General features: G+C 67.9%; 25 protein-coding genes. 10 read left to right on the top strand and 15 right to left on the bottom strand.

Annotated features, from left to right (window positions below):
* Window positions 1-82: 82 nt before the first annotated feature.
* Complete coding sequence (locus HWX22_RS03060; RefSeq protein ID WP_175915021.1) at window positions 83-901, top strand: XRE family transcriptional regulator; 819 nt, start codon at window positions 83-85, stop codon at window positions 899-901.
* Window positions 902-949: 48 nt separating this feature from the next.
* On the opposite strand, the gene HWX22_RS03065 is transcribed toward HWX22_RS03060, so the two are convergent.
* From HWX22_RS03065 to HWX22_RS03080, 4 genes are all read right to left on the bottom strand, one after another.
* On the bottom strand, window positions 950-2,191 hold the full coding sequence (locus HWX22_RS03065; RefSeq protein WP_175915022.1) for a multifunctional CCA addition/repair protein: 1,242 nt from the start codon (window positions 2,189-2,191) through the stop codon (window positions 950-952).
* Complete coding sequence (locus HWX22_RS03070) at window positions 2,188-2,835, bottom strand: glutathione S-transferase family protein (RefSeq protein WP_059535069.1); 648 nt, start codon at window positions 2,833-2,835, stop codon at window positions 2,188-2,190. Before HWX22_RS03070 ends, HWX22_RS03065 begins: the two co-directional genes overlap by 4 nt.
* 54 nt (window positions 2,836-2,889) lie before the next feature.
* Window positions 2,890-3,849, bottom strand: a complete 960-nt coding sequence (locus tag HWX22_RS03075; protein ID WP_059819916.1) for a complex I NDUFA9 subunit family protein — start codon at window positions 3,847-3,849, stop codon at window positions 2,890-2,892.
* Window positions 3,850-4,006: 157 nt separating this feature from the next.
* A complete protein-coding gene (locus HWX22_RS03080; RefSeq protein WP_175915023.1) occupies window positions 4,007-5,959 on the bottom strand; it encodes a lytic transglycosylase domain-containing protein in 1,953 nt (650 codons plus the stop codon).
* An 8-nt stretch (window positions 5,960-5,967) separates the two neighbouring features.
* Here HWX22_RS03080 and HWX22_RS03085 point away from each other — a divergent pair, with 8 nt between their 5' ends.
* Window positions 5,968-6,576: a 5-formyltetrahydrofolate cyclo-ligase gene (locus tag HWX22_RS03085; RefSeq protein WP_175915024.1), complete on the top strand. Its 609-nt coding sequence runs from the start codon at window positions 5,968-5,970 to the stop codon at window positions 6,574-6,576.
* A gap of 68 nt (window positions 6,577-6,644) precedes the next feature.
* On the opposite strand, the gene HWX22_RS03090 is transcribed toward HWX22_RS03085, so the two are convergent.
* Entirely contained in the window at window positions 6,645-7,157 is a 513-nt protein-coding gene (locus tag HWX22_RS03090; protein WP_059535061.1) for a winged helix DNA-binding protein, read from the bottom strand.
* A gap of 148 nt (window positions 7,158-7,305) precedes the next feature.
* Here HWX22_RS03090 and pxpB point away from each other — a divergent pair, with 148 nt between their 5' ends.
* The 3 genes from pxpB to pxpA are packed head-to-tail and all read left to right on the top strand — an operon-like array spanning window position 7,306 to window position 9,846.
* Window positions 7,306-7,962, top strand: coding sequence for a 5-oxoprolinase subunit PxpB (pxpB, locus tag HWX22_RS03095; RefSeq protein ID WP_059703183.1), 657 nt, complete (start codon window positions 7,306-7,308; stop codon window positions 7,960-7,962).
* Entirely contained in the window at window positions 7,959-9,026 is a 1,068-nt protein-coding gene (locus HWX22_RS03100) for a biotin-dependent carboxyltransferase family protein (protein WP_059691956.1), read from the top strand. The genes pxpB and HWX22_RS03100 overlap by 4 nt, the downstream gene beginning before the upstream one ends.
* A 55-nt stretch (window positions 9,027-9,081) precedes the next feature.
* Window positions 9,082-9,846: a 5-oxoprolinase subunit PxpA gene (gene pxpA, locus HWX22_RS03105; RefSeq protein WP_059535055.1), complete on the top strand. Its 765-nt coding sequence runs from the start codon at window positions 9,082-9,084 to the stop codon at window positions 9,844-9,846.
* 559 nt (window positions 9,847-10,405) lie between these two features.
* On the opposite strand, the gene HWX22_RS03110 is transcribed toward pxpA, so the two are convergent.
* The 10 genes from HWX22_RS03110 to HWX22_RS03155 all read right to left on the bottom strand — a co-directional run bounded on the left by HWX22_RS03110 (window position 10,406) and on the right by HWX22_RS03155 (window position 21,749).
* Entirely contained in the window at window positions 10,406-11,551 is a 1,146-nt protein-coding gene (locus HWX22_RS03110) for a TraB/GumN family protein (protein ID WP_175910520.1), read from the bottom strand.
* Window positions 11,544-12,560, bottom strand: a complete 1,017-nt coding sequence (locus tag HWX22_RS03115) for a peptide ABC transporter ATP-binding protein (protein ID WP_175915025.1) — start codon at window positions 12,558-12,560, stop codon at window positions 11,544-11,546. The genes HWX22_RS03110 and HWX22_RS03115 overlap by 8 nt, the downstream gene beginning before the upstream one ends.
* Window positions 12,557-13,555 carry an ABC transporter ATP-binding protein gene (locus tag HWX22_RS03120; RefSeq protein WP_059535050.1) on the bottom strand — a complete coding sequence of 333 codons (999 nt, stop codon included), beginning with the start codon at window positions 13,553-13,555 and terminating at the stop codon, window positions 12,557-12,559. Before HWX22_RS03120 ends, HWX22_RS03115 begins: the two co-directional genes overlap by 4 nt.
* 1 nt (window position 13,556) lies before the next feature.
* Window positions 13,557-14,474 (bottom strand): ABC transporter permease subunit, encoded by a 918-nt coding sequence (locus HWX22_RS03125; RefSeq protein ID WP_175915026.1) that lies wholly within the window; start codon window positions 14,472-14,474, stop codon window positions 13,557-13,559.
* Between the two features lie 4 nt (window positions 14,475-14,478).
* A complete protein-coding gene (locus tag HWX22_RS03130; RefSeq protein WP_059691952.1) occupies window positions 14,479-15,489 on the bottom strand; it encodes an ABC transporter permease subunit in 1,011 nt (336 codons plus the stop codon).
* A gap of 118 nt (window positions 15,490-15,607) precedes the next feature.
* Window positions 15,608-17,236, bottom strand: a complete 1,629-nt coding sequence (locus HWX22_RS03135; protein ID WP_059535044.1) for an ABC transporter substrate-binding protein — start codon at window positions 17,234-17,236, stop codon at window positions 15,608-15,610.
* Window positions 17,237-17,548: 312 nt separating this feature from the next.
* Complete coding sequence (locus HWX22_RS03140) at window positions 17,549-18,856, bottom strand: MFS transporter (protein WP_059703177.1); 1,308 nt, start codon at window positions 18,854-18,856, stop codon at window positions 17,549-17,551.
* A 188-nt stretch (window positions 18,857-19,044) separates the two neighbouring features.
* Complete coding sequence (locus HWX22_RS03145) at window positions 19,045-19,356, bottom strand: high-potential iron-sulfur protein (RefSeq protein WP_059535040.1); 312 nt, start codon at window positions 19,354-19,356, stop codon at window positions 19,045-19,047.
* Between the two features lie 149 nt (window positions 19,357-19,505).
* Window positions 19,506-20,615, bottom strand: coding sequence for an NAD(P)/FAD-dependent oxidoreductase (locus HWX22_RS03150; protein WP_059691950.1), 1,110 nt, complete (start codon window positions 20,613-20,615; stop codon window positions 19,506-19,508).
* A gap of 153 nt (window positions 20,616-20,768) precedes the next feature.
* Window positions 20,769-21,749 carry an AAA family ATPase gene (locus HWX22_RS03155; RefSeq protein ID WP_057924566.1) on the bottom strand — a complete coding sequence of 327 codons (981 nt, stop codon included), beginning with the start codon at window positions 21,747-21,749 and terminating at the stop codon, window positions 20,769-20,771.
* A 227-nt stretch (window positions 21,750-21,976) separates the two neighbouring features.
* On the opposite strand from HWX22_RS03155, the gene HWX22_RS03160 reads away from it, so the two are divergent.
* From HWX22_RS03160 to rqpS, 5 genes are all read left to right on the top strand, one after another.
* Window positions 21,977-22,696, top strand: a complete 720-nt coding sequence (locus HWX22_RS03160) for a nitroreductase (protein WP_175915027.1) — start codon at window positions 21,977-21,979, stop codon at window positions 22,694-22,696.
* Window positions 22,697-22,842: 146 nt separating this feature from the next.
* Window positions 22,843-23,331, top strand: coding sequence for a hypothetical protein (locus HWX22_RS03165; RefSeq protein ID WP_059819924.1), 489 nt, complete (start codon window positions 22,843-22,845; stop codon window positions 23,329-23,331).
* Between the two features lie 5 nt (window positions 23,332-23,336).
* The gene (locus tag HWX22_RS03170; protein ID WP_059448471.1) at window positions 23,337-24,152 is read left to right on the top strand and encodes an endonuclease/exonuclease/phosphatase family protein; all 816 of its coding nucleotides are present in this window, start codon (window positions 23,337-23,339) and stop codon (window positions 24,150-24,152) included.
* Window positions 24,153-24,452: 300 nt separating this feature from the next.
* Complete coding sequence (locus HWX22_RS03175; RefSeq protein WP_059535031.1) at window positions 24,453-25,223, top strand: ferredoxin--NADP reductase; 771 nt, start codon at window positions 24,453-24,455, stop codon at window positions 25,221-25,223.
* Between the two features lie 415 nt (window positions 25,224-25,638).
* Window positions 25,639-26,454, top strand: coding sequence for a quorum system sensor histidine kinase RqpS (gene rqpS, locus HWX22_RS03180; RefSeq protein WP_175915028.1), 816 nt, complete (start codon window positions 25,639-25,641; stop codon window positions 26,452-26,454).
* Window positions 26,455-26,457 lie beyond the last annotated feature (3 nt).

Here is a 26,457-nt window from a genome sequence, read left to right on the forward strand (position 1 = left end):
CGTGCGATTCGCGGAATGCCGCATCCCGGCGACGGCACCGCCCCTCCGCTCGCCTTGCGACTCGTTGCCACGAAAGAGATTCATGGATTCAGACATCATGCGTATCGGCCAGCGCATTCGCCGCCTGCGCCGGGAAGCGAAGAAAACGCTGCTGGAAGTCGCGACCGAAGCGAACCTGTCGGTCGGGTTCCTGTCACAGGTCGAGCGCCACCTCACCGGCATTTCGCTCTCGTCGCTCGTCAACGTCGCGAAGGCGCTGAACGTGCCGCTCGGCACGCTGATCGACCAGCCGCGCCAGGCGCAGCCCGACTCGCACGCGGGGCGCCGCGAACCGTACGCGGTCGATGCCGCGTCGCAGTGGTACGAGCGGCTGTCCACCACCTTCGACGGCAGTCAGATCAACGCGCTCAAGGTCCGGATGATGGAGGGCTACCGTTCGGAATGGGTCGCGCACGGCGGCGACGAGTTCGTCTATGTGCTGACCGGCCGGCTCTGCTACACGATCGGCAAGAAGGATTACCCGCTGTCTGCCGGCGACTCGCTTCACTTCGACGCGCGGAAGCGCCACCGCGTCGCGAACGTGGGCGACGGGCCCGCCGAAATGATCGCGGTCGGCACGCTGCCGCTCTTCGACGACAACGGTGCCGAGCTGGGATCCGAGGCGATGAAGATCAGACTGCTCGCACGCGATGCCGGCGCGGCGCCGGGCGAACCGCGCGTGAGCCGCCGCAAACCCGCACCGAAGCGAGAGCGCGATGCGGATTCGATCGCGGCTGCGCCCGCCGACACGCCGGCCCGCGCGACGGCCACGTCGGCAGCCGGGAAGCCGCGCGCGACCGCCGCCAAACGTCCTGCCGCCGCCACCCCGGCCCGCCGCGCCGCCGCCCGCACGAAGAAATGACGGCTGGCCGCCGGGCGGCGCACCACGCCACCCGGCGCTTCCGCAGCACTATTCCCCGATCGCCAGCGCCTGCTTGACGGCCTCGATGCGCGCGCGATGCACGGCGTCCTTGATCTGCATCGCATCGTTGGCGACGCCGCGCGCGATCGCGCCCGCGTCGACGCTGCGCGCCGCCACCAGCGCCACGCGCAGCCGCTCGGCCTGCGGATACGGCTGCGTGTCGAGCCCGAGCCGGCCGCGCGCATCCGATTCGCACGCCTGCAGCATCTCGGCGAAGCGCGCGGGCTTGCGCATCGCGTCGCTGCGCTCGAAGAGCCGCACCAGCGCGGCCGCGCCCATTTCCATCACGCGATGCAGGTTGCCGTGCTCGCGCGCGACCACCAGCGCGAGATCGCGGCACTCGTTCGGCACACGCAGCCGCTCGCACAGCGGCTTGATGAGATCGACGCTGCGGCCTTCGTGGCCGACATGGCGCGGCAGCACGTCGGCGGGCGTCGTCGCCTTGCCGAGATCGTGCGTAAGCGCCGCGAAGCGCACCGGCAGCGAGTAGCCCTGCTTCGCCGCGTAGTCGACGACCATCATCACGTGCACGCCCGTGTCGACTTCCGGGTGGTAGTCCGCGCGCTGCGGCACGCCCCACAGCGCGTCGACCTCGGGCAGGATGCGCGCGAGCGCGCCGCACTCGCGCAGCACCGCGAACATCCGCGACGGCTTCGCCTCCATCAGCCCGCGCGCGATCTCCTGCCACACGCGCTCGGGCACCAGCGCGTCCGCTTCGCCCGCGTCGACCATCCGCCGCATCAGCGCGAGCGTGTCGTCCGCGACCGTGAAATCCGCGAAGCGCGCGGCAAAGCGCGCGATCCGCAGGATTCGCACCGGATCCTCGACGAACGCGTCGCCCACGTGCCGGAACACACGGGCACGCAGGTCGGCCTGTCCGTCGAACGGATCAATCACCGGGCCGATCAGCGCGCCCTCCGGGCTCACTTCACGCGCCATCGCGTTGATCGTCAGGTCGCGCCGCGCGAGATCCTCGTCGAGCGTCACGTCCGGCGCGTAGTAAAACTGGAAGCCGTGATAGCCGGCCGCCGTCTTGCGTTCGGTGCGCGCGAGCGCGTATTCCTCCTGCGTGTCCGGATGCAGGAACACGGGGAAATCCTTGCCGACCGGCCGGAAGCCCTGCGCGGCCATCTGCTCGGGCGTCGCGCCCACCACCACGTAGTCGCGGTCCTGCACCGGCACGCCGAGCAATTCGTCGCGGATCGCTCCGCCAACTGCGTAGATGTTCATGGCGTCGGTTCGTATTCGGCGATCACGTTGGTTTCGCGGCGCGCGGCATCGATCCAGCGCTGCACCGCCGGCAGCGCCGTCACGCGCGCGGCATACCCGGCCGCCTCCGGCGACAACGCCGGCGCATACGTGTTGAAACGCATCACGACGGGCGCATACATCGCATCGGCGATCCCGAATTCACCGAATAGGAACGGGCCGCCCGATGCCTCGATGCACGCGCTCCACAGCGCGTCGATGCGCGCGACGTCGGCGAGCGCATCGGGCGTCGCGCCGCGTCCCGGCATCGACGCGCGCACGTTCATCCCCATCTGCGTGCGCAGCGCGGCGAAGCCCGAGTGCATCTCGGCCGAGATGCAGCGCGCATGCACGCGATCGAGCGGATCGGCCGGCCACATCGGGAACTGCGGATAGCGCTCGGCGAGCGTCTCGGCGATCGCGAGCGAATCCCAGATCGCGACGCCATGGTCGTCGATCAGGCACGGCACCTTGCCGGTCGGCGAATACTCGCGGATGCGCGCGGCCGTGTCGTCGCGGCGCAGCTCGATTGCGATCTCGTCGAACGGGATGCCGAAATGCGCGAGCAGCAGCCACGGCCGCATCGACCACGACGAGTAATTCTTGTCTCCAATGACGAGTTTCATGGCGGGGTTCCGAAAAGCGCGAAAGTGAATGACGGAAGCGACGGCCCGCGACGCCTAGCGGCGCGAGCGGAACCAGTCGAAGCGGGAGCGCCGCGCGGCATGACCGAGATACGCGGGCGCGATGCTCTCGAGACTCGCGGGCGAGATCCCGAGTTCGGGCGCGAGCGGCCCGGACAGCACGTTCGGCACCGACATCGACGCGAGATTGTCGCGCGTGATCACCGGCTCGCCGGGCAGGCATTCGAACACGCTCGCCTGCAGCCGCGCGAGCGCGTCGGGCAGGCGCACGATGCGTGCCTGCCGGCCGACCAGCGTGCCGCAATAGCGCACCAATTGCTCGAGCGTATAGACGGTGGGACCGCCGAGTTCGTAAGTCTTGCCGTGCGCGGCCGCGAGATCGAGTGTGTTGACGAACGCGCGCACGACGTCGCCGACGAACACCGGCTGGAAGCGCGCATCGGGCATCGCGAGCGGCAGCACCGGCAGCGTGCGCTGCAGGTTCGCGAACGTGTTCAGGAACGCGTCGCCGGGGCCGAACACGACCGACGGGCGGAAGATCGTCAGCGCGAGCGAGTCGGTCGCCGCGACCGCATGCAGCGCGGCCTCGCCGTCGCCCTTCGAGCGCTGGTACATGCTCGGGCCGTGCGAATCGGCGCCGAGCGCGCTCATGTGCAGCACGCGCCGCACGCCGACTTCGACGCACGCGGCGGCCAGCGCGGCCGGCAGCGCGACGTGCGCGCGCTCGAACCCGGGCCCGTACGGCGTGCCGCGGCCGCCGTGCAGCACGCCGACGAGGTTGACGGCCGCATGCGCGCCGGCGACGAACCGCGCCAGCGTGCGCGGATCGAACGCGTCGAGCTCGACGATCTCGACCGGCAGCATCTGCAGGTGGCGTGCATGCTCGCGCCGCCGCGTGCCGATCCGTACCTGCTTGCCGGCGTCGATCAGCGCATTGACGAGCCGGCTGCCGATGAAGCCGGTGCCGCCCAGCAGCGCGACGGTCTGGCGATCCATGTTCGAGACCTCCAAGGAGCTGTTCACGCTCATAACGGGCTTGCGCTGGCCGCCAGCCCCGCAAATGACTTTTCCAGTCAGGGAAACGAGCCCGGTATCAGCGTGAACAGCCCCTTGCACACTGCCGCGTCTCGCGCGGCAGTGTGAAGATTGCGGATCAGGGCGAGATCATGCCCAGGCGTTTCTTCAACGACTGCGGTTTGCCCTCGAAGAGCGCCGCGTAGTAGACGGTATTCGACAGCACGTTCTTCACGTAGTCGCGCGTCTCGTTGAACGGAATCGTCTCCGCGAAGATCGCGCCTTCGACCGGCTGCGTCAACACCTGGCGCCACTGGCGCGGCCGGCCCGGGCCCGCGTTGTAGCCGGCCGTCGCCAGCACCGGCGAGCTGTCGAAGTTGTTGTAGATGTCCGACAGGTACCAGGTGCCGAGCTGGATGTTCGTATTGATGTCGTGCATCTGCGCACGCGTGATCGTGCCCATCCCGAGCTTCTTCGCGACGAGCTGCGCGGTGGCCGGCATCAGCTGCATCAGCCCGCCCGCGCCGACCGACGAACGCGCGTTCGTGATGAAGCGCGATTCCTGGCGGATCAGCCCGTACGCCCATTCGATGTCGAGGCCGGTCGACTGCGCGTAGCGCTCGACGATGTCGCGATACGGCGACGGGTAGCGCAGCGTGAAGTCGTGCTCGGCCTTCGTGCGGTCGGCCGTGTTGACCGTGCGGTCGAGCAGGTCGATGCGCTTGCCGTATTCGGCGGCCGCGAGCAGCTGGCGATCGGTCATCCCGCGCAGCGGCCAGTTCCATTCGCGGTTGCCTTCGAGGCGCAGGTTCAGCCCATAGAAGCGTTGCGCGAGCGCGAATCCGGGGATCTTGCTCATCGCGTCGACGTCGGCATCGCTCACCTTCGTGCGCGGCGGGACCGACGTGCGCTGGCCGAGCTCCTCGCCGGCGAGCTGCCCGTAGAAGTTGAACTGGCCCGCGACCTGCTCGAATTCCTGGTTCGCCTGCAGCGTGTCGCCGCTCTGCTTGAGCGCGCGTGCATGCCAGTAGATCCACGCCGGATCGCTGCGCAGCGACGGCGGCATCTGTTCGATCGACCAGCGCACCATCGGCCAGTTGCCGACGAGCAACGCGGCGCGCGTGCGCCATTCGTAACCCGGGTTCGACAGCGGCGCGTTCGCGGATTGCGCATACCAGACCGATGCGAGCGCCGAGCGCTTGATCGCCCCCTGGTAGCCGATCGCGCCCCATGCGATCGCCTGCTCCTGCTTCGTCAGCGAGCCGGCGATGGACGTCAGCATCCCGGCCGCGGCGTCCGGGTCGTTGCGCGCCATGCGGCCGAGCGCGATCAGCGCGAGCTGATGCGATACCGCGTCGGGGCCGACGCCGCGCGCGAGGTACAGCGGCGGCGCGCTGGTCGCCTGATCGAAGCCGACCGGCCGCGCGCCGAGCGCGTCGACGATCTTCCCGCCGAGCGTCGTGTAGTTCTGCTCGTAAGCGAGGCGTGCCTGCTGCCACACGTCGTCGCTCGTGAACTGCTGGTTGACGGTGAGCGCCGTAATCAGGTCGACACAGGCGTCGCCGTAGTATTTCGGCTCGACGAGCAGCGCGCGCGCCGCCTCGGCGACGTTCTCGCCGCGCGCCGCGCGCGATTCGAGCGCGTAGCACTTGACCTGCGTGTCGTCGTCGAGCACGAAGCGCTTGTACTGCTCGTCGAAGCCGCGCCAGTCGTGGCGCGCGCCGAGCACGAGCAGGTAGTCGTTGCGCAGGCGGTCGGCGATCGCCTGACCGTCGTAGCGCTGCAGGAACGACTGCACGGGGGCGTCGGGGGCGTCGACACGTGCGCGGCCCGTCGAATCGAAGAGTTGCGGCTTGATCTGGAAATACTCGACGTAGGACGGGACCGGATAGTTCGGAATCATCGCCGCGAGTTGCGCGGCCTTCGCGGCGTCGTTGCGGCGCGCGGCTTCGCGCAGCTGCACGAAGATCTGGTCGTCCCCGGCGAGCGTGTCGTCGTTCGGTGCGGCGCACGCGGCCGTGCCCGCGACGAGCGCGGCGGCCGAAAGCGCGAGCGCGACCGCGCGATATACTCGGAAAAGGCTGTTCGACATCGTTTTGAATGGAGCACGAAGTGAGCGAAAGCATAGCATGCAACCCTGTGCCGAACCCGAAGGTTGCACTGCGCAAAACGCTGTCCGGCGCGCGTCGCGACGCCGCGTCGCAGCCCGCCGCGAACGCCGCGCTCGACGCGCGGCTGCGCCTGTTGCTCGAGCGGCTCGCGCCGCGCACGGTCGGCTTCTACTGGCCGCTGCCGGGCGAATTCGACGCACGCGACGCGGTGCTCGCGTGGTCCGCGGCAGGCCCGGGTCGCCGCGCCGCGCTGCCGGTGATCGGCGAGAAGCACACGCCGCTCGCGTTCCATGCGTGGGATGCGCACACGCCGATGCGCGAAGGGCATCACCGGATTCCGGAGCCGGCGTCGGGGGTCGTCGTCGTGCCCGATCTGTTGCTGATTCCGTGTGTGGGATTCGATCTGCAGCGCTACCGGCTCGGCTATGGCGGCGGCTATTACGACCGCACGCTCGCGGTGTGGCCCGGCGACACGCTGCCGGTGACGGTCGGCATCGCGTATGAAGCGTGCCGCCTGGACGCGCTGCCGGCCGAAGCGCACGATCTCGCGATGCGCTGGATCGTGACCGACGGCGCGCTTTACCCGGCCGCCGGATGACGGGGCGCGCGACGCGAAGTCTGCGGCATGCCGCGCGTCACCGCGTCGACCGTCCCGTCCGCAATCGTTTACAGCGACGCCGCCGCGCGCGCGGCCGTGTCGTAGAGGCCCGATGCGTGGCGCAGCAACTGCGCCGCGTCGCCGATCTGCTCGTTGGTGAGGCCGCTGTCCTTCAGCGTCTCGATCAGGCAATGCTCGCGCACCTCCCGATACTTCATGCACAGCTCGCGGCCCGCGTCGGTCGCGAAGAAGAACACTTCCTTGCCGCTCTTCTCGCTCTTCACATAGCCGCGCGCGATCAGTTTTTTCAGCGCATAGGTCGCGACGTGCGTATCCTCGATATTGAGCACGAAGCAGATGTCGGCGAGCTTCTTCTTGCGTTCGCGATGGCTGACGTGATGCAGCAGCGACACCTCGACCGCCGTCATGTCCTTCGCGCCCGCGGCCGACATGCAGCGCACCATCCAGCGATTGAACGCATTGCCGGCCATGATGAGCCCGTATTCGAGTTCCGACAGCTCCGCGCTCGAATCGGAAACGAGGTGTTCGGATGACACGATCTTGGTCGCAGGACGCTTCATGGAAAGGCGGCGCAAGCCGGATGACAGGGTGTGCCGAGTGTACGCCAGAAGCCCGGACATACGGGCTAGGCGAAAACGCTTATTGGGAAGTTGTCGATATTTTATTGACAATGTGCGCTAACATTGCCGTCCAAACCGTGCCAGTCCGATGACGCAACCCCGCATTTATCCGCTCGGCGACGCCGCCCTCGTCTGCGAGGTGCCGCCGCCCGCCACGCTCGATTGCCAGCGCCGCGTCTGGGCCGTCGCCGAGGTCGCGCGCGCGTGGCCCGACGTGATCGACGTCGTGCCGGGCATGAACAACCTGACGATCGTGTTCGACGCGCTCGCCGCGACGGCCGAGTCGCTCACGCCCGCGCTGCGCGACGCGTGGGAAACCGCCGACGTCGAGCATGCGGACGGCCGGGAAATCGAAATCCCGGTCGAATACGGCGGTGCGGCCGGCCCCGACCTGGCAGCCGTCGCCGCGCACACCGGGCTGCCGGCCGACGAAGTCGTCGCGCGCCATGCGGCCGGCGAATACGTCGTGTTCTTCGTCGGCTTCCAGCCGGGCTTCGCCTATCTCGGCGGCCTCGATGCGTCGCTGCACACGCCGCGCCGCGCGGCGCCGCGCCTGGAAGTGCCGGCCGGCTCGGTCGGCATCGGCGGGGCGCAGACGGGCATCTATCCGGCCACGTCGCCCGGCGGCTGGCAGCTGATCGGCCGCACGTCGCACGTGCTGTTCGATCCGGCGCGGCCGCAGCCGGCGCTGCTGCTGCCCGGCGACCGCGTGCGCTTCACCATTGCCGGAGTCGACGCGACATGACCCAGAACACCGCACCGGGCACGATCGAGGTGGTCCGCGCCGGTCCGTTGTCGACCGTGCAGGATCTCGGCCGCCGCGGCATGCGCCATCTCGGCGTCGCGCAGGGCGGCGCGCTCGACGGCCTCGCGCTCGAAGTCGGCAACCGGCTGGTCGGCAATCGCCCCGACGCGGCGGCCGTCGAAATCACGATCGGCCCGGCAGCGTTCCGCTTCACGCGCGCGACGCGCATCGCGATCACCGGCACCGAATTCGGCGCGACGCTCGACGGCAAGCCCGTGTATTCCTGGTGGAGCCTGCCGGTCGACGCCGGGCAAACGCTCGTGCTGCCGGCCGCGAAACGCGGGATGCGCGGCTATCTGTGCATCGCCGGCGGCATCGACGTGCTGCCGATGCTCGGCTCGCGCAGCACCGATCTCGCATCGCGCTTCGGCGGCCTCGGCGGCCGCGCGCTGCGCGACGGCGATCGGCTTCCGGTCGGTGTGCCGCCGGCCGGCGCCGGCTGCCTCGCGGCCGATGCGCCCGAATTCGGCGTGAAGGCGCCCGCGTGGTGCGCGTTCGTGCGCGTCGACGAACCGCCGCGCCGCCACCGGCCCGCGCATGCGCCGTGGGCGATGCCCGTGCGCGTGCTGCCGGGCCCCGACTACGCGTCGTTCGCGGCCGATTCGCAGCAGGCGTTCTGGGACGAGGAATGGCTCGTCACCGCGAACAGCAACCGGATGGGCTATCGCCTCGCCGGCGCCGAGCTGGTGCGCGAGCGGCCGGTCGAGCTGCTGTCGCACGCGGTGCTGCCCGGCACGATCCAGGTGCCCCCGAACGGCCAGCCGATCGTGCTGATGCACGACGCGCAGACCACCGGCGGCTATCCGAAGATCGGCACGGTGATCCGCGCGGATCTCTGGAAACTCGCACAGGCGCGGCTCAACCTGCCGATCCGCTTCGTGCGCACGACACCCGACGCCGCGCGCGCCGCGCTGACCGCAGAACGTGCCTATCTGCGTCAGATCGACGTCGCGATCGAGATGCGCGAGGAGACCCGCCGCCGCGCGCAATCGCGCGCTGCGTGACAATGGCGGAAGCAGGACGAAGGACGCGCCACGCCATCAGTGGACGAGGAACATCATGGAAATCGATCTGAATGCCGATCTCGGCGAAGGATGCGGATCGGACGAGGCGCTGCTCGACCTCGTCACGTCGGCGAACATCGCGTGCGGCTGGCATGCAGGCGGCGCCAATGCGATGCGCGACTGCGTGCGCTGGGCCGTGCAGAAAGGCGTGTCGATCGGCGCGCACCCGAGCTTTCACGACCCGGAGAATTTCGGCCGCAAGGAAATGCAGCTACCGGCCGGCGACATCTATGCCGGCGTGCTGTACCAGCTCGGCGCGCTATCGGCGATCGCGCAGGCCGAGGGCGGCCGCATCGCGCACGTGAAGCCGCACGGCGCGCTGTACAACCAGGCCGCGCGCGACCCGATGATCGCCGACGCGGTGGTGTCCGCGATCCACGACTTCGATCCGTCGCTTGCCGTGTTCGGGCTCGCGAACAGCGTGTTCGTCGCGGCCGCGCGCCACGCGGGGCTCGCCGCGGTGGAGGAAGTGTTCGCCGATCGCGGCTACCGCGCGGACGGCTCGCTCGTGCCGCGCAGCCAGCCCGGCGCGCTGATCGATGACGAGGACGCGGTGCTCGCGCGCACGCTCGACATGGTGCGCGATCGGCGGGTGCAGTCTGTGAGCGGCGAGTGGGTGCCGCTCAATGCGCAGACCGTCTGCCTGCACGGCGACGGCCCGCATGCGCTCGCGTTCGCGAAGCGGATCCGCGCGGCGCTCGAAGCGGCCGGCATCGATGTCGTCGCTCCGGGCGCGCTGGAAGCCGACGAAGGCGCCTGACCGGCGCGCAAGCCGCGCGGCCGCCCGACGAAAACCGCCGCACCAAAGAAAAAAAGCGCCCTCGTGGCGCTTTTCTGTTGGCGCAATCGCCGCGGACTTCGCCGTCTGTCGATTCGCCCCCCGAAACCGTCTGTCGACGGTGACCGGAAAGATGCTCCGGATTAAAAAACGTCCGCCGCCGCCCGATTGCTGCTTCCCCCGGTCGGACGACGGAACGTCGCTTATCCGCAAGTCTGTCGCATGCATTTGTTGTCCCGACGATGTTTGGCCCCGCCGTGCATGCAGACACTCCGCGGCCGGCACGATCATCACGTGCCGGCTACGCTAACCCCGCGCTTTGTTTTCTGCTACCCCGTAGAACTTTTTCTATTCTTTTCAATTTTTCAACTTGTGGGATGAAGAATAGAGATCGGCAGAACCGGATGTCAATCGTTTTAAACGCTATTTCCTGAGGATTCAAGGGTTTTCCTTATCGAATCGCGCGGTCGCACAGGCGCCTCGCCGCGCGTGCGTATCGTCGATCAAACAGGGGAGGATCGGTGCGCGGCGGCCGGCGCGATCAGTTCGCGTCGACCTGATACCCTTGCTGGCGCAACAATTCGAGCACGCCGCGCGGGCCGCCCAGATGCAGCGCGCCGATGGCGACGAATACCGGCCGATTCGGCGCGGCGATTGCCGTCATCCGTGCAACGAAACGCCGGTTGCGCTCGTACAGGATCTTGTTGTCGATCGACGCCGACAGCGCCTTCGAACGGGCCAGCCGCTCGCTCTTCGCGACCGCCCACGCCGAGATCGCATCGGCGTCGCCAATTTGCCACAGCCGGTGCAGCGCCTTGATGTCGTCGGCGTTCTGCGCCGGCGTCTGCACCATGTCCTGCGCGAGCATCTCGCGCTGCTCGGCGAGCGTCAGCCCGGTGAACGCGCGCATCTGCTCGGCGAGCGTCTCGAGCCCGATCACGCGGCCACCCTTCTTCTTCAGGAAGACGTTCTGCAGTTGCGCCTCGGTGCCGTATTCCGTCTGCAGGCCGGCCGCCAGCGAGTCGTAGGTTTCGACGACCAGCGCCGCGAGCCACGGCCGCATCCGACGGATCTCCGCGAGCGCGGCCGGATTGCCGCGCAGGCGCCCCGCGAGGCGCTGCCACAGCGGCTCGGGCAACAGGCGCTGCAGGCACGGGTAGCGGCACACGCCGTACTTCGACACGTCGTCCTGCGATTCGAGCAGATCGTCCGGCGACAACTCGAGCGCGAGCGTCGGCGACGCCGCGAGCGCCCCGAGGATGCGCGGCCGGAACGGCTGAGCGGGCGGATAGTCGGACGGGTCGCCCGTGTGCAGCGTGCCGAGCACGTACAGCGTGACCTTGCCCCGGGTGGCGACATAGAACGGCATGCGCGCGGGCTGCACGCGCACCGTGCCGCGCGCGACCGTGCCGTTCGACACGGACGGCGCGTGGAAGCCCGGCAGGCTCATGCCGGGCGGCGGAACCTGCGACGGACGGATCGGCGAACTCGCCGGCGCGCGCCCTTCGGCGCGCGCCGACTCGACGGGAACGACGAGGCTGGCCGCCACGCACGCGCCGGCCAGCGCCGCGCCCGTGACCGTGCGCACGCTCCAGCGCCGTGCGTTGCGGCACGCGCGCATCACGCGCGCGCTGCCGGCCCCCGAACGGCGCACGCCGGACGCGCGCGCCGCCAAACCATCAGGCATTCGCCTCCCCCACCTCCTCGGCGCGATGGCAGGCCACGCGGCGTCCGTCGACGTCGCGCAGCTGCGGTTCCTCGACACGGCAACGCTCGACCGCGTACGGGCAGCGCTGGTGAAACGCGCAGCCCGACGGCGGATTGAGCGGCGACGGCAGCTCGCCCTGCAGCTTGATCTGCACGCGGCGGTCTTCCTCGAAGATCGCCGGCGTCGCCGACATCAGCGCGCGCGTGTACGGATGGCGCGGCCGCGCGTAGATCGTCGCCTTGTCGCCGAGCTCGGCGACGCTGCCGAAGTACATCACCATCACGTCGTCGGCGACGTGCTCGACCACCGACAGGTTGTGCGAGATGAACACGTAGCTCGTCTTGAACTGCTCCTGCAGATCCATGAACAGGTTCAGGATCTGCGCCTGGATCGACACGTCGAGCGCGGACACCGGCTCGTCGGCGACGACGATGCGCGGATCGAGGATCATCGCGCGCGCGATCGCGACCCGCTGGCGCTGGCCGCCCGAGAACATGTGCGGATAGCGCTTCGCGTGCTCGGGCCGCAGGCCGACCGTGCGCATGATCTGCGCGATGCGCGCCGCGCGCTCGGCGGCCGTCAGGTTCGCATTGATCTCGAGCGGTTCGGAAAGCGTCTGCTCGACCGTCTTGCGCGGGTTCAGCGACGCGAACGGATTCTGGAACACCATCTGCACGCGGCGGCGCAGGTCGGCGACCGTCTCGCGGCTCGCGCCGGCCACGTCCTTGCCGTCGATCGTCAGGTGGCCCGAGGTGGGCGTCTCGATCATCGTGAGCTGGCGCGCGAGCGTCGATTTCCCGCAGCCCGATTCGCCGACGACGGCGAGCGTCTTGCCGCGCTTCAGCGAGAACGACACACCGTTCAGCGCCTTCACCGTGCCCTGCCCGAACATCCCGCGCTTGACCGTGTAGTGCTTCGCGAGCTGGTCGGCAACCAGCACCGCTTCCTCGTCGTGCGGCACGCGAGGCGTTTCTTGGACAGCATTCATCGTGCGCCTCCCGTCAGGTCGAGGTTGGAAACATTGAGCGGCTTGATGCAGCGCGCACGCATCGCATCGTTGGCCGGCACCAGCGTATCGAGCGCCGGACGCGCCTTGCGGCAATCGTCGACGACGTACTTGCAGCGCGGCGCGAACAGGCACCCGGACGGGCGATCATCGCGGCCGGGCACCATGCCCGGCAATGCGGCAAGGCGACGCGCCCCCTGATTGTGCTCGGGAATCGCCGCGAGCAGCGCTTCGGTGTACGGATGATGCGGCGCACGGAAGATGTCCGGCACGCGATTGGTCTCGATGACCTCGCCCGCATACATCACCGCGACACGCTGCGCGACCTCCGACACCACGGCCAGGTCGTGCGAGATCAGCACGAGCGCCATCCCGCGCTCCTTCTGCAGCTTCACGAGCAGATCCATGATCTGCGCCTGGATCGTCACGTCGAGCGCGGTGGTCGGCTCGTCGGCGATCAGCAGCTTCGGGTTGCACGCGACCGCCATTGCGATCATCACGCGCTGGTTCATCCCGCCCGACATCTGGTGCGGGAACGCCGTGATGCGGTTCTTCGCGTCGGGAATGCCGACCTGATCGAGCAGTTCGAGCGCGCGCCGGTGCAGCGCGTCGCCGCGCAGGCCTTCGTGCAGCTTCAGCACCTCCTTGATCTGGTAGCCGACCGTGTAGCTCGGATTCAGGCTCGTCAGCGCGTCCTGGAACACCATCGCGATGTCCTTGCCGACGATCTTGCGGCGCGCCTTCGGCGACGCCTTCAGCAGATCCACGCCGTTGAACGTGACCTCGTCGGCCGTCACCTTGCCGGGCGCGTCGATCAGGCCCATCAGCGCCATCATCGTCACGCTCTTGCCCGAGCCCGATTCGCCGACGACGCCCACCACCTCGCCCGGCGCGATCGACAGGTTGATCCGGTCGACAGCGGGCAGGCCGTTGAAGTTCACCGCGAGATTGCGGATGGTCAGAAGATTCTGGGTCATGTCAGGCCATCCGCTTCAGTTTGGGATCGAGCGCGTCGCGCAGCCCGTCGCCGAGCAGGTTGATCGCGAGCACCGAAATCAGGATCGACAGGCCGGGCATCGTCACGATCCACCATGCGTTGTCGATGTAGTCGCGCGCCGACGCGAGCATCGCGCCCCACTCCGCGGTCGGCGGCTGCACGCCGAGGCCGAGGAAGCCGAGCGCGGCCGCGTCGAGGATGGCCGACGAAAAGCCGAGCGTCGCCTGCACGATCAGCGGCGCCGTGCAGTTCGGCAGCACCTGGGAGAACATCAGGCGCAGCGTGCCGGCACCGGCCACGCGCGACGCCGTCACGTACTCCTTTTGCAGTTCGCCGAGCGCCGACGCACGCGTGAGACGCACGTAGGCCGGCAGCGCGACGATCGCGATCGCGAACATCGTGTTGGTGAGGCCCGGGCCGATGATCGCGACGACCGCGACCGCGAGCAGCAGCGACGGCAGCGCGAGCAGCACGTCCATGATGCGCATCACCGGCGTGTCGGCCCATTTCTGGAAGAACGCGGCGACCAGCCCGAGCACGATGCCCGGGATCAGCGCGAGCACGACCGACACGAAGCCGATCCAGAACGACATGCGCGCGCCGAACATCAGGCGCGAAAGGATGTCGCGGCCCGCTTCGTCGGTGCCGAGGATGAACTGCCAGTTGCCGCCCGCGAGCCATGCGGGCGGGATCTTCACGTAGTCGCGGTATTGCTCGACCGGGCTGTGCGGCGCGATCAGCGGCGCGAGGAGCGCGATCAGGATCAGCACCAGCACGACGATGCCGGCGCCGACGGCGCCGCGGTTGCGCGAGAAGTTGGCCCAGAACTCGCGCAGCGCGAGCGCACGGCCGCCGGCCGGCGCGGATTCGCTCGGCAGGGTGTTTTGCAGATTGCTCATGGAATTACCTCGTGTGGCGGATGCGCGGATTCAGCACGCCGTACAGCAGGTCGACGACCAGGTTCACGACGATCACGAGCGTCGCGATCAGCAGGATGCCGCCCTGGACGACCGGATAGTCGCGGCGGCCGATCGCATCGATCAGCCACTTGCCGACACCGGGCCACGAAAAGAGCGTCTCGGTCAGCACGGCGCCGGCCAGCAGCGTGCCGATCTGCAGGCCGATCACCGTGACGACGGGGATCAGCGCATTGCGCAGCGCATGCACGACGACCACGCGCGCGGGCGACAGCCCCTTCGCACGGGCGGTGCGGATGTAGTCCTCGCGCAGCACTTCGAGCATCGACGAGCGTGTCATCCGCGCGATCACCGCGAGCGGGATCGTGCCGAGCACGATCGCGGGCAGGATCAGGTGGCTGACCGCCGACTTGAACGAACCTTCGTCCGGCGCGAGCAGCGCGTCGATCAGCATGAAGCCGGTCGGATGCGGGAAGTCGTATTCGACCGCGATGCGCCCGGACACGGGCGTCCAGCCGAGGTACGACGAAAACACCATGATGAGGATCAGCCCCCACCAGAAGATCGGCATCGAATAGCCGGTGAGCGCGGTGCCCATCACGCCGTGATCGACGACCGAGCCGCGCCGCAGCGCGGCGATCACGCCGGCCGGCAGCCCGACGGCGAGCGCGAACACGAGCGCGCACAGCGACAGCTCGACGGTCGCCGGGAAGCGCGCGAAGAATTCGCCCGCGACGCTGGTGTTGGTGATGATCGACGTGCCGAGGTCGCCATGCAGCGCCCGGCCGATGTAGTGGACGTACTGCAGGGGCAGCGGCTGGTCGAGCCCGAGGCGTTTCATCGCCTCCGCATGCATCGCGGGATCGACGCCGCGCTCGCCCATCATCACTTCGATGGGGTCGCCCGGTATCAGGTGAATCAGCGCAAACGCCAGGATGGTGATGCCGATGAAGGTCGGGATCACCATCCCCACGCGGCGCAACACGAATGTGAACATGATGCGACTCGTATTTTCTTGTGGGAAATGTGCGACCGGCGACGAGGGGCTTTTGGCCCCTCGCCGCCGGATGATTTCAAGCCGGTCTTCTCAATGACGACAGCTTAGGCCAGGTCGGTTACTTCACGCTGACACCGTCGAAACGCGCATAGCCGAGCGGCTCGATGCGCATGTCGACCACGTTCTTGCGCACCGGCTGGTAGACCGTCGAGTTCGCGATCGGCGAGAACGGCAGTTGCTGCGCGAAGATCTGCTGGGCCTGCATGTAGATCTTCGTGCGCGCGTCCTGGCCGGTCGTCGTGCGACCCTTCTGGATCAGCTCGTCGAACGGCTTGTAGCACCAGTGCGAGAAGTTGTTGCCCTTGATCGCCTCGCAGCCGAGCAGCGTGCCGAGCCAGTTGTCGGGGTCGCCGTTGTCGCCCGTCCAGCCGATCAGCATCGTGTCCTGCTCGCCCGTGTGTGCGCGCTTGATGTACTCGCCCCACTCGTACGTGACGATCTTCGCCTTCACGCCGATCTTCGCCCAGTCGGCCTGGATCATCTCGGCCATCAGGCGGGCGTTCGGGTTGTACGCGCGCTGCACCGGCATCGCCCACAGCGTGATGTCGAAACCGTTCGGATAGCCGGCCTTCGCGAGCAGCGCCTTCGCCTTCGCGGTGTCGTTCGGCGCCATCTTCAGGTTCTTGTCGTACGACCATTGGGTCGGCGGCATCGGTGCGCTGGCGGCCTGGCCCGCGCCCTGATAGACGGATTCGAGGATCGCCTTCTTGTTGATCGCCATGTCGAGCGCCTGACGCACTTCGAGCTTGTCGACCGGCTTGTGCTCGACGTTGTACGCGAGGTAGCCGAGGTTGAAGCCCGGCTGCGACGGCATGTCGATGCCCGAGTCGGCCTTCAGCGTCGCGATGTCGGCCGGACGCGGATAGCTCATCACCTGGCATTCGTTGCGCTTGATCTTCTGCACGCGCACGCCCGGGTCGGGTGTGATCGAGAAGATCAGCTTCGACAGCTTCACAGCGCCCTTCTTCCAGTAATCAGGATTCCCGTCGAAACGGATCGTCGCGTCCTTCGTGTAGCTGCGGAAGATGAACGGGCCCGTGCCGACCGGCTTCTGGTTGATGTCGGCGGCCTTGCCTGCCTTCATCAGCTGATCGCCGTATTCGGCCGACAGGATCGACGCGAATTCCATCGCCATGTTCTGGATGAACGGCGCGTTCGGCTCGGCCAACGTGAACTTTACGGTGTACGGATCGACCTTCTCGACCTTCGTGATCAGCTTGTCGAGGCCCATGTCGGTGAAGTACGGGAACGACACCGGGTAGGCCTTGCGGAACGCCTGGTTCGGATCGAGCATGCGCTCGAACGAGAACACGACGTCGTCCGCGTTGAATTCACGCGTCGGCTTGAAGAAGTCGGTCGTGTGGAATTTCACGCCATGGCGCAGGTGGAACGTGTACACCTTGCCGTCGGACGAGACGTCCCACTTCTCGGCGAGGCCCGGCTCGACCTTGGTGCCGCCGCGCTCGAATTCGACGAGGCGGTTGTAGACGGTGAACGTGGCGGCGGTGAAATCGACGCCAGTCGTGAATTGCGCGGAATCGAAACCCGCCGGGCTGCCTTCTGAGCAGTAGACGAGCGTTTTGTTCGGGATCTGTGCGAATGCAGAACCCGCGACGCCGAGCGATGCCGCTGCCACGCCTGCAATGGCGGTAACACGCAGGGTGTGCAACAGACGGTTGTATTCCATGTTTCCTCCAGGTCTCCAGATCGGAACCGGTCCCCCCTGGGGCCGGGTACGCGGATATTACTTGAGCTAGCGATTTTGCAACAAGCTGGAGAAAAAACTCTTCTAGACGCATTTACGCGGGTTTTTGCGGATGTCTCGCGCACGCAAAAAGTGCGTCTGCGCGCGCTAGCGGCGAATTCGTTCATCCCGCGCGTGTTTCCTTCGACAACTAAACAATTCGTCCGCGGGCGCGAACGATCGCCGCGCCGATTTCGGGGCCAAAGCCCGCATCGTTGCGGATTTCGAAATGATGGTCGCGCTGCAATGCGGCCGTCAGGCCGGGGCGTCGAGATCCGCGCTGCGCGCGGGCACGAACGCGACCGCGACGATCGACAGCGCGAGCCCCGCCATCACGTAATAGGTCGGCGCGAGCGGCGTGCCCGTCACCTTGATCAGCCACGTGACGATGAACTGCCCGAAACCGCCGAACAGCATCACCGCGACGTTGTACGCGATCGACAGCCCCGTCGAGCGCACGTTGGCCGGGAACAGCTCGGCGATCATCGCGCCGAACGGCCCGTAGTAGCCGGCGAGCGTCACCGACAGCACGGCCTGCACCGCGATCAGCCGCCCGATGCTCGGCGCCGCGTCGAGCCACGCGAACAACGGATACATCAACGCGAGCGTCAGCACGAGCGACCAAAGCGACAGCCCCTTGCGGCCGATGCGGTCCGACCACGCGCCCGCGACCGGCGACAGCACCATCAGCAGCAGGTTGCCGACAATCACCGCGTAGAACGATTCCGCATACGGCAGCTTCAGCTGCTTCACCGCGAAGGTCGGCAGATAGCTGATCAGCACGTAGATCGTCACCGTCAGCGCGATCACCGAGCCGAGCCCGCACAGCACCTCGCGCGGATGGCGCGTGAACACTTCGCCGAGCGTCGCGCGACGTGCGCTTTGCTGCGCATGCAGGAATGCTTCGGAATCGGCGAGATGACGGCGGATGTAGAAGCCGATCGGGCCGATCATGAGCCCGAGGATGAACGGCACGCGCCAGCCCCAGCTGCGCAGCGCGTCGTGTGACAGCCCGCGCGTGACGGCCGCGCCGACGAGCGCGCCGATCAGCAGCGCGGCCGCCTGGCTCGCCATCTGCCAGCTGCCGTAGAAACCGCGTTTCGAGAACGGCGCGGCTTCGATCAGGAGCGCGGTCGCGCTGCCGAATTCGCCGCCCGCCGAGAAACCCTGCAGCAGGCGGCCGAGCACGATCAGGATCGGGCCGCCGATGCCGATCGCCGCATAGGGCGGTGCGATCGCGAGCAGGAAGATGCCGGCCGTCATCAGCAGGATCACGAGCGACAGCGCGGCCTTGCGGCCCGCGCGGTCGGCGTACAGGCCGAACACGATGCCGCCGATCGGACGCATGAAGAACGCGACGCCGAACGTCGCGGTGGTCAGCAGCAGCGACGAGTATTCGCTGGTCGTCGGAAAGAACAGTTCGGCGATCACGACGGTCATGAAGCCGAACACCGTGAAGTCGTACCACTCGAGCGCGTTGCCGATCACGGCCGCCGCGACGGCCCGCCGGTTCAGCGCACGCTCGGGCCGGACCGTTTTCGTTGAATTCGCAATCGTCGCCATGCGTGCCTCGTCCTCGTGAATTCGCCATCGGGTGGCGCGGCGCACGGGGGGCCGCGGCGCGCTGGTTTGCAGCGAGTGTAGAAAGCGACGGAACCGTTTTCAAGCATAAAAAACGCCCGCCATCGTCCGATGGCGGGCGTTTTGCGGTTTTCGCCACATTGCGGCATCGCACGATGCCGCCGCGGACGTCAGCCCATCTTCGTGAATGCGCTGCACCAGCCCTTCGCCGATACCTGCTTGCCGGGGAATGCGCCGCACGGGCCCGAGGCCGAGCCCTTCTTGCCCTGATACAGCATGCAGGCCGCGCAATCCTGGCCTGCTGCGTATTTCGGATACTTCGTCTTGTCGACCTTCGTGGCATCGGCCTTGTAGCCGAGCGCCACCGCGGCCGGATCCGTTTCCGACAGCATCGGCGCGTCGGCCAGCGCTTCGCGCGACAGCGCCAGCGCGGACACGGCACCAATGCTCGTAATCAGGAAACTCCGACGGGATGTTTTCATGGGGGACTCGCTCCAACGTTATCGGTTTGAAAGCCGTTCTGGCGACGGCCGTTCGACAGAATAACGCTCAAGCGAATGAATGTGCGCGCCGAAATGCCGGAAATAAGGGATTTCACACGGCCGGCCCGCACGAATGCGGGCCGCGTGCGTCACGCATGTGACGTCATGTCGCCGACGCGCTGCGCGAGCGCGAGCGACGCGGTCAGCCCCGGCGACTCGATGCCGAACAGGTTCACGAGCCCGCGCACGCCGTGCTGCGCCGCGCCCTGCACGATGAAGTCGGCCGGCGGCTCGCCGGGCCCCGCGAGCTTCGGCCGGATTCCCGCGTAGGCCGGCTGCAGCGCGTCGTCGGGTAGCCCCGGCCAGTACGTGCGGATCGACGCGTAGAACGCCGGTGCGCGCGCCGGATCGACTTCGTAGCGCAACGCATCGACCCACTCGACGTCCGGGCCGAAACGCGCCTGTCCGGCCAGGTCGAGCGTCAGGTGCACGCCGAGCCCCGCGCGGTCGGGCATCGGATAGACGAGGTGCGAGAACGGCGCGCGCCCGGACAGGCTGAAATAGTTGCCGCGCGCGAGATAGAGCGGCGGCACCCAGCGCGGATCGAGCCCGCGCGTGCGGCGCGCGAGCGCCTGCGCGCCGAGGCCCGCGCTGTTGATCACGCACGCGGCCTCGATTTCGGTCGGCGCGTCGCCGCCGGTACGCACCACGAAGCGGCCGCCGCGCAGCACGTCGATCGACTCGACCGGGGATTTCAGCGCGCACATCGCGCCGTCGCGCTCGGCGTCGCCGAGCAGCGCGAGCATCAACTGGTGACTGTCGACGATACCGGTGCTCGGCGAGAACAGTGCCTCCGCGCATTCGAGCGCGGGCTCGAGCGTCTGCGCCTCGGCACGCGTGAGCGGCATCAGGTCGAGCACGCCGTTTTCCGCCGCGCGCGCGGCGATCGCCTTCAACTGCTTCACCTGCGCGGCGCTCGTCGCGACGAGCAGCTTGCCGACGCGCCGGTGCGGCACGTGACGGGTCTCGCAGAACTCGTACAACAGGTCGCGCCCGTGCACGCACGACATCGCTTTCAGCGAACCGCGCGGGTAGTAAAGCCCCGCGTGAATCACCTCGCTGTTGCGCGAGCTCGTGCCCGTGCCGATCGCGTCGGCCGCCTCGAGCACGACGGTTTCGCGCCCGCGCGCGGCCAGTTCCCGCGCAATCGCAAGACCGACGACACCCGCGCCGATCACCACACAATCCATCTGCTCCATGACGTTTCGCGTTGCTTACGCATCAAGGGGAGAGAAGGGAATTGTACGTCCCGGTTCGCATGCTTGCCGGACGCATCCGTATCGGCCCGTACGCGTCGCGCGGCGCGGCTGGGCGCGACGCGTACAGGTCGCGGCGAAGCGCACGCCGCCGGCTCAGAATCCGATCGGCCGGCGCTTCGCCGCGCCCTCGTCGGCGCGGATGTCGGACGGTGCGATCACGTCGCGGCCGTCGAGCCGCGCGGCGCCGAACGCATGCAGCAGCGCACGGCGCATCGTGCGCGGCGGCGTCGCGGCCAGCACGTCGAGTGCGTCGTCGTCGAGCGTGTCGGGGAAGCGCCGCCCCCACGCGTGCGACGTGCGGATCTCGTCGTAGATCGTCTGCGCGATCCGGCGCGCGCCGGCCGCGTCCGGCGGCGCGATCTCGTACACGTTCATCCGGTTCAGCAGCGGCTCCGGAATCGCCTGCGCATCGTTCGCGGTCGCGACCCAGATCACGTTGCCCGCATCGATCGGCACTTCGGCGAATTCGTCGACGAACGCGCGCGCGGTATCGTGTTCGAGCAACGCGTACAGCGCGCCGAGCGGGTCGTATTGCGCGTCGCTGCCGGCCTTGTCGATCTCGTCGACCGCGATCACCGGGTTCGCATAGCTGCCGTTGACGAGCGCATCGAACACCTTGCCGGGCTTCGCGTTCTTCCATTGCGACGACGCGCCCGACAGGATCCAGCCGGCCGTCAACGAACTCATCGGCACGTAGTGATACGCGGTGCCGAGCAACTGCGCGAGCGCCTTCGCGAAATGCGTCTTGCCGATACCGGGCGGCCCGAGCAGCAGGATCGGCATGAGTTCGAGCCGGTCGTCCGTCTCGAGGCACAGCGCGACCTGCTTACGCACGTCGTCGAGCGGCTCGGTGAAATTGGGCAGCGCGTCGCCGAGTTCGTCGAACGACGGCATCCGGTTCGGCTTCACGCAAAAGCGCAGATTGCCGGTCTTGAGCATGCGCTCGTAGGTGGCGCGCAGTGCGTCGCTCGCGCTCTCGTTCAGGTCGTTCAACGCGGTCTCGACCTGCTCGAGGTCGTACACCGTGCTGAAGGACGCCACCGCCAGTTCCTGTTTCACCATCGCCGTCGTCATACCAACCTCGCTACCGCTACCGTCACACGACCATCAGACCCTTACGATTTCAGTGTAGCGATCCCGCATCGGCGTGCAAGCAAGCAGCCGTCCCGGTCTGCTGCTAACACTGCGCGCGCGCTGCAGGGCGGCGCCGCGCGGCGTATGATCGAACGTTCACCGGCCGCCGCGCCGGCCTCGCCACGGCGCCCGCGCGGCGCCGTGCGCTTCGTCTCGAAGGGTTGCCGATGTCCATCCCCGCTGCCGTCCCGCGCGTCGACACCGATGCGATCCACGCCGTCGACGCCGCGCTCAAGTCGCGCCGCGCGATTCGCGCGTTCCTGCCGACACCCGTGCCACGCGACACGCTCGAGGCGATCCTCGAAGCCGCGAGCCGCGCGCCGTCGGGCACCAACATCCAGCCGTGGCGCGTGTACGTTGCAACCGGCGCGACCCGCGACGCACTCGCCGTGGCGCTCACCGCCGCGTACGACGATCCGGCGCGCGACGAGAAATACGTCGCCGAGTACGACTACTATCCGCGCGAATGGGTGTCGCCGTATATCGACCGGCGCCGCAAGGTCGGCTGGGACCTGTATGGTCTGTTAAACATCGGCCGCGACGAAAAGGCCCGCATGCACGCGCAGCACGCGCGCAACTTCCGCTTCTTCGATGCGCCGGTCGCGCTGTTCTTCACGCTCGACCGCGTGATGACGCACGGTGCATGGCTCGACTGCGGCATGTTCCTGCAGGGCGTGATGACGGCCGCGCGCGCACGGGGCCTCGACACCTGCCCGCAGGCCGCGTTCGTGCCGTTCCACCGGATCGTCGCCGAGCATCTCGGCATGCCGGCCAACGAGCAGCTCGTCTGCGGAATGTCGCTCGGCCATGCCGACCCGGACGCGATCGAGAACCGCCTCGTCACCGAGCGCGCGAGCGTCGCCGAATTCGCGCGCTTTTTCGCTTGAAAACGCGTGACGCGTACCTACCTTTTGATCAGGACCGGATCGTGCTGCGAACCTGCGGCGATGCGTCCTGTCACACCACCGTCCAAATCGATCGGGCGTAAGATGTGCGTCCGTTCCCCGCTACCCCGCGTTTCCGGAGAAGTTTCATGCTGAAACACGGCCTGGCCGTCCTGCTCGCGAGCGCCGCGCTCGCGGCCCATGCGCAGAGCCCCGCACCAGCCGTCGTCGCGTGGGAGATCCAGGTGGTGCGCGACGGTCAGACGATCGACACGTTCCAGCAACGCACCACCGTGGGTCAATCCCGTACCGACACCCATCGCTATCCGTCCGCCGTGCCCGTCGGCTGCGGCAATGCCGCGCGCGTCGTGCCGACCGAGCGCTCGCGCTCGGTGACGGTCGCGCCGCTCACCGTCGACGACGCCGCGCACACGGTATCGCTCGCGCTCGACGTGCAGGAAACCCTCGACGACGAAAACGCGACGCGCAGCGATCCGTGCCTGCCCGCGTCGCCGCGGCAGATCGTCGCGAGCCATCCGGGGCTGTCGGTCGGCGGCGATGCATGGACCGACTGGACGCTCGTCGAGCAGCGCCCGCATCTCGTCTACCGCGTGCGCGCGCACGTCGCGAAGGACTGAGCGCCATGTCCGCCGACGCCCTGTCCTTGCCGTTCGCCGAACCGCACGCCGCGCCCGACGAAATCACCGCGGTCAGCTGGAACCTGCACAAGGGCCGCTCGCCGCTCGGCTTCACCGCATGGAACGCGATGCGCAACTGGATGCAGTCGACGCACGCCGACGTGTATTTCCTGCAGGAGGCGATGGCGCGCCGCATGCCGCGCCCGATGCTCGCCCCCGGCTTCGGCGCGCCGATGGACGACGCGGTCGACGACGTTTGGCACTGCCAGGCCACCGAGATCGCGCAGGCGCTCGACTGGCAGATCGCGCTCGGACCGAACGTGTTCAAGCCGTCGTGGCGGCACGGCAACGCGATCCTGTCGCCGCATCCGCTCGACCTCGGCGGCCGCTGGGACATCTCCGCGCACCGCTTCGAGCGCCGCGGACTGCTGGTCGCGCGCGCGACGCTCGCGGGCGCACGGCCCGTCACGCTGCTGTGCGCGCACCTCGCGCTCACGCGCGCGGCGCGGCTGCGCCAGATGCACTGGATCGCGCACTGGATCGTGCGCAACGCGGGCGACGACCCGCTCGTGCTCGCCGGCGACTTCAACGACTGGCGCAACGATTCGGTCGCGCTGTTCGGCGAGATCGGGCTGTCCGAGGTCGCGACGCTGCTCGGCCAGTCGGGCCGCACGTTCCCGGCGTTCTCCCCGGCGCTCGCGCTCGACAAGATGTTCGTGCGCGGGCTGACGCCGCTCGAATGGCAGGCGCCGTCCGGCGAAACCGCGTGGCTGTCGGATCACCTGCCGTATATCGCGCGGCTGCGCCTCGATCCGCAGTGACGCGGTAGCGCGGCGCGCTGTGCCCCGCACCGCGCTCGTCGCTCTGGGCGTGAAGCTCGCGGCCGAACACTGAAAGCCGGTTGCAAGATTTCGTTGCGCCAAATCCGCGCGGCCGCGCGGGTCAAGCCCGCATCTGCCCCAAGCAGGGTAAAATAACGAGTTCCTCAATCGTCTGTCATCGAGAAGGCGCGTGTCCGACGCGCCGGCCGGCCGATCCGCGATCGGGCCGACGCACTCGGTTTTTTTGCCCGTTTTTGGGCCCGTTACACGCGTCCGCTACGCGCGTCCGTTTTCAAAGCCATGAGCAAATACGACACCGCCACCGTCCAATCCGTCCATCACTGGACCGACACGCTTTTCAGCTTCACCTGCACCCGTGAGCCGAGCCTGCGCTTCAACAACGGCGAATTCACGATGGTCGGCCTCGAGGTCGACGGTAAGCCGCTCGCGCGTGCCTACTCGATCGTCAGCCCGAACTACGAAGAGCACCTCGAATTCTTCAGCATCAAGGTCCAGAACGGCCCGCTGACGTCGCGCCTGCAGCACCTGAAGGTGGGCGACTCGGTGCTGATCGGCAAGAAGCCGACCGGCACGCTCGTCGCCGACAACCTGCTGCCCGGCAAGACGCTGTGGATGCTGTCGACCGGCACGGGCCTCGCACCGTTCATGTCGATCATCCGCGACCCGGACATCTACGAACGCTTCGACAAGGTCATCCTGACGCACACCTGCCGCCTGAAGGGCGAGCTGGCGTACATGGACTACATCAAGCACGACCTGCCGGGCCACGAGTACCTCGGCGACATCATCAAGGAAAAGCTCGTCTACTACCCGACGGTCACGCGCGAGGCGTTCGACAACGAGGGCCGGATCACCGACCTGATCGCGACGGGCAAGCTGTTCACGGACCTCGGCGTGCCGGCGTTCTCGCCGGAAAACGACCGCGTGATGCTGTGCGGCAGCACCGCGATGCTGAAGGACACGACGGACCTGCTGAAGCAAGCCGGCCTGGTCGAAGGCAAGAACAGCGCGCCGGGTCACTACGTGATCGAACGCGCATTCGTGGACTGATCGAACCCCGAATTTGTGCCACATCAAGAACCGGAGCAAAAGCTCCGGTTTTTTTTCGTCCCTACTTGGCGAATTCGTAACAAGCCACGATCATTTCATGTCAAATCGTTACATTTGGATACGGGCGATCCGTGTGCTTTCGCGTCAGTGTTTTTCCTACAACAGCTTCGCTCGGATTATTCACATTTACCCTTAAATGTCCGCCCAGCATGACGTTTTCCAAATTTTTGAGATATTATTCGCCCCGCGTGGTCGCCGATCGGGCGACCATTGGAGGGTCGGACTCAAACGTTACAAGATGTAACTTTTGTTACCTCGGCACGGGGCGATTCTCTGGCGGCTGCCGTCATCGAAACGGCAGCCGATCCACGCAGCCAGCCGGTGTCTGAACCGCTTTCTGACAGCAGGGAGAGTCATGGATACGTCGCTCAACGCGCCCACGGGCGCTCATGCCCCGTTCCCGTCGCAGCCGCTCGTGCACGGCTGCGACGCGGCCGCGCCCCTGGCCGAAGCCCTGCCCCAACGCGACACGTCCGCCGCCCGGATCGCGGCGCTGTCCCTCCAGCTGATGGTTGCCGACGAGGCGGCCCGCCGCCATCTCGCCGGCGAACTGCATGACGGACTCGGCGCCGAACTCACCGCCGCACGTTTCGCGCTCGCAAACGTTCAAACGTGGCTGCCGGCCAATGCGCCGGACGGCTGCCTGCGCGCGCTCGAGCTGGCGCAGCAGGCGCTCGACTCCGCCACCGACGCCAACCGCCGGCTGATCGACGAGCGCGACACGCCGGCACTCGACGGCGGCGTCGTCGGCGCCCTGTCGGCGTGGGTCAACAGCCACACGGCCCGCACCGGCCTGCGCACGAGCTTCGTCTGCGCGGCCGACGCACGGCTCACGCAACTCGGCGGCGCCGGCGCGCTCGCGATCTTCCGCGTCGCGCAGGAAGCGCTGTCGAACGTCGCGAAGCATGCGCGCGCGACGTCCGTCGACGTGCAGATCGACACCGACGACTCGCATATGTCCCTGATCGTCACCGACGATGGGACCGGTTTCGCGCGTGGCCGGCGCACCGGCTACGGCCTCGCCGGGATGCGCGCACGCTGCGAGGCGTTCGGCGGCAGCTTCGACGCGAGCGCACCGGAAGCGGGCCGCGGCACGCGCGTCACCGCGCGCTTCGCGTGGGACTCGCTGTTCGCGGTGCCGGCGGCCGCGCGCCGCGCGTCGCTTTCGTGAGGC

Source organism: Burkholderia sp. BCC1638, assembly GCF_902833195.1.
Classification (GTDB): domain Bacteria; phylum Pseudomonadota; class Gammaproteobacteria; order Burkholderiales; family Burkholderiaceae; genus Burkholderia; species Burkholderia diffusa.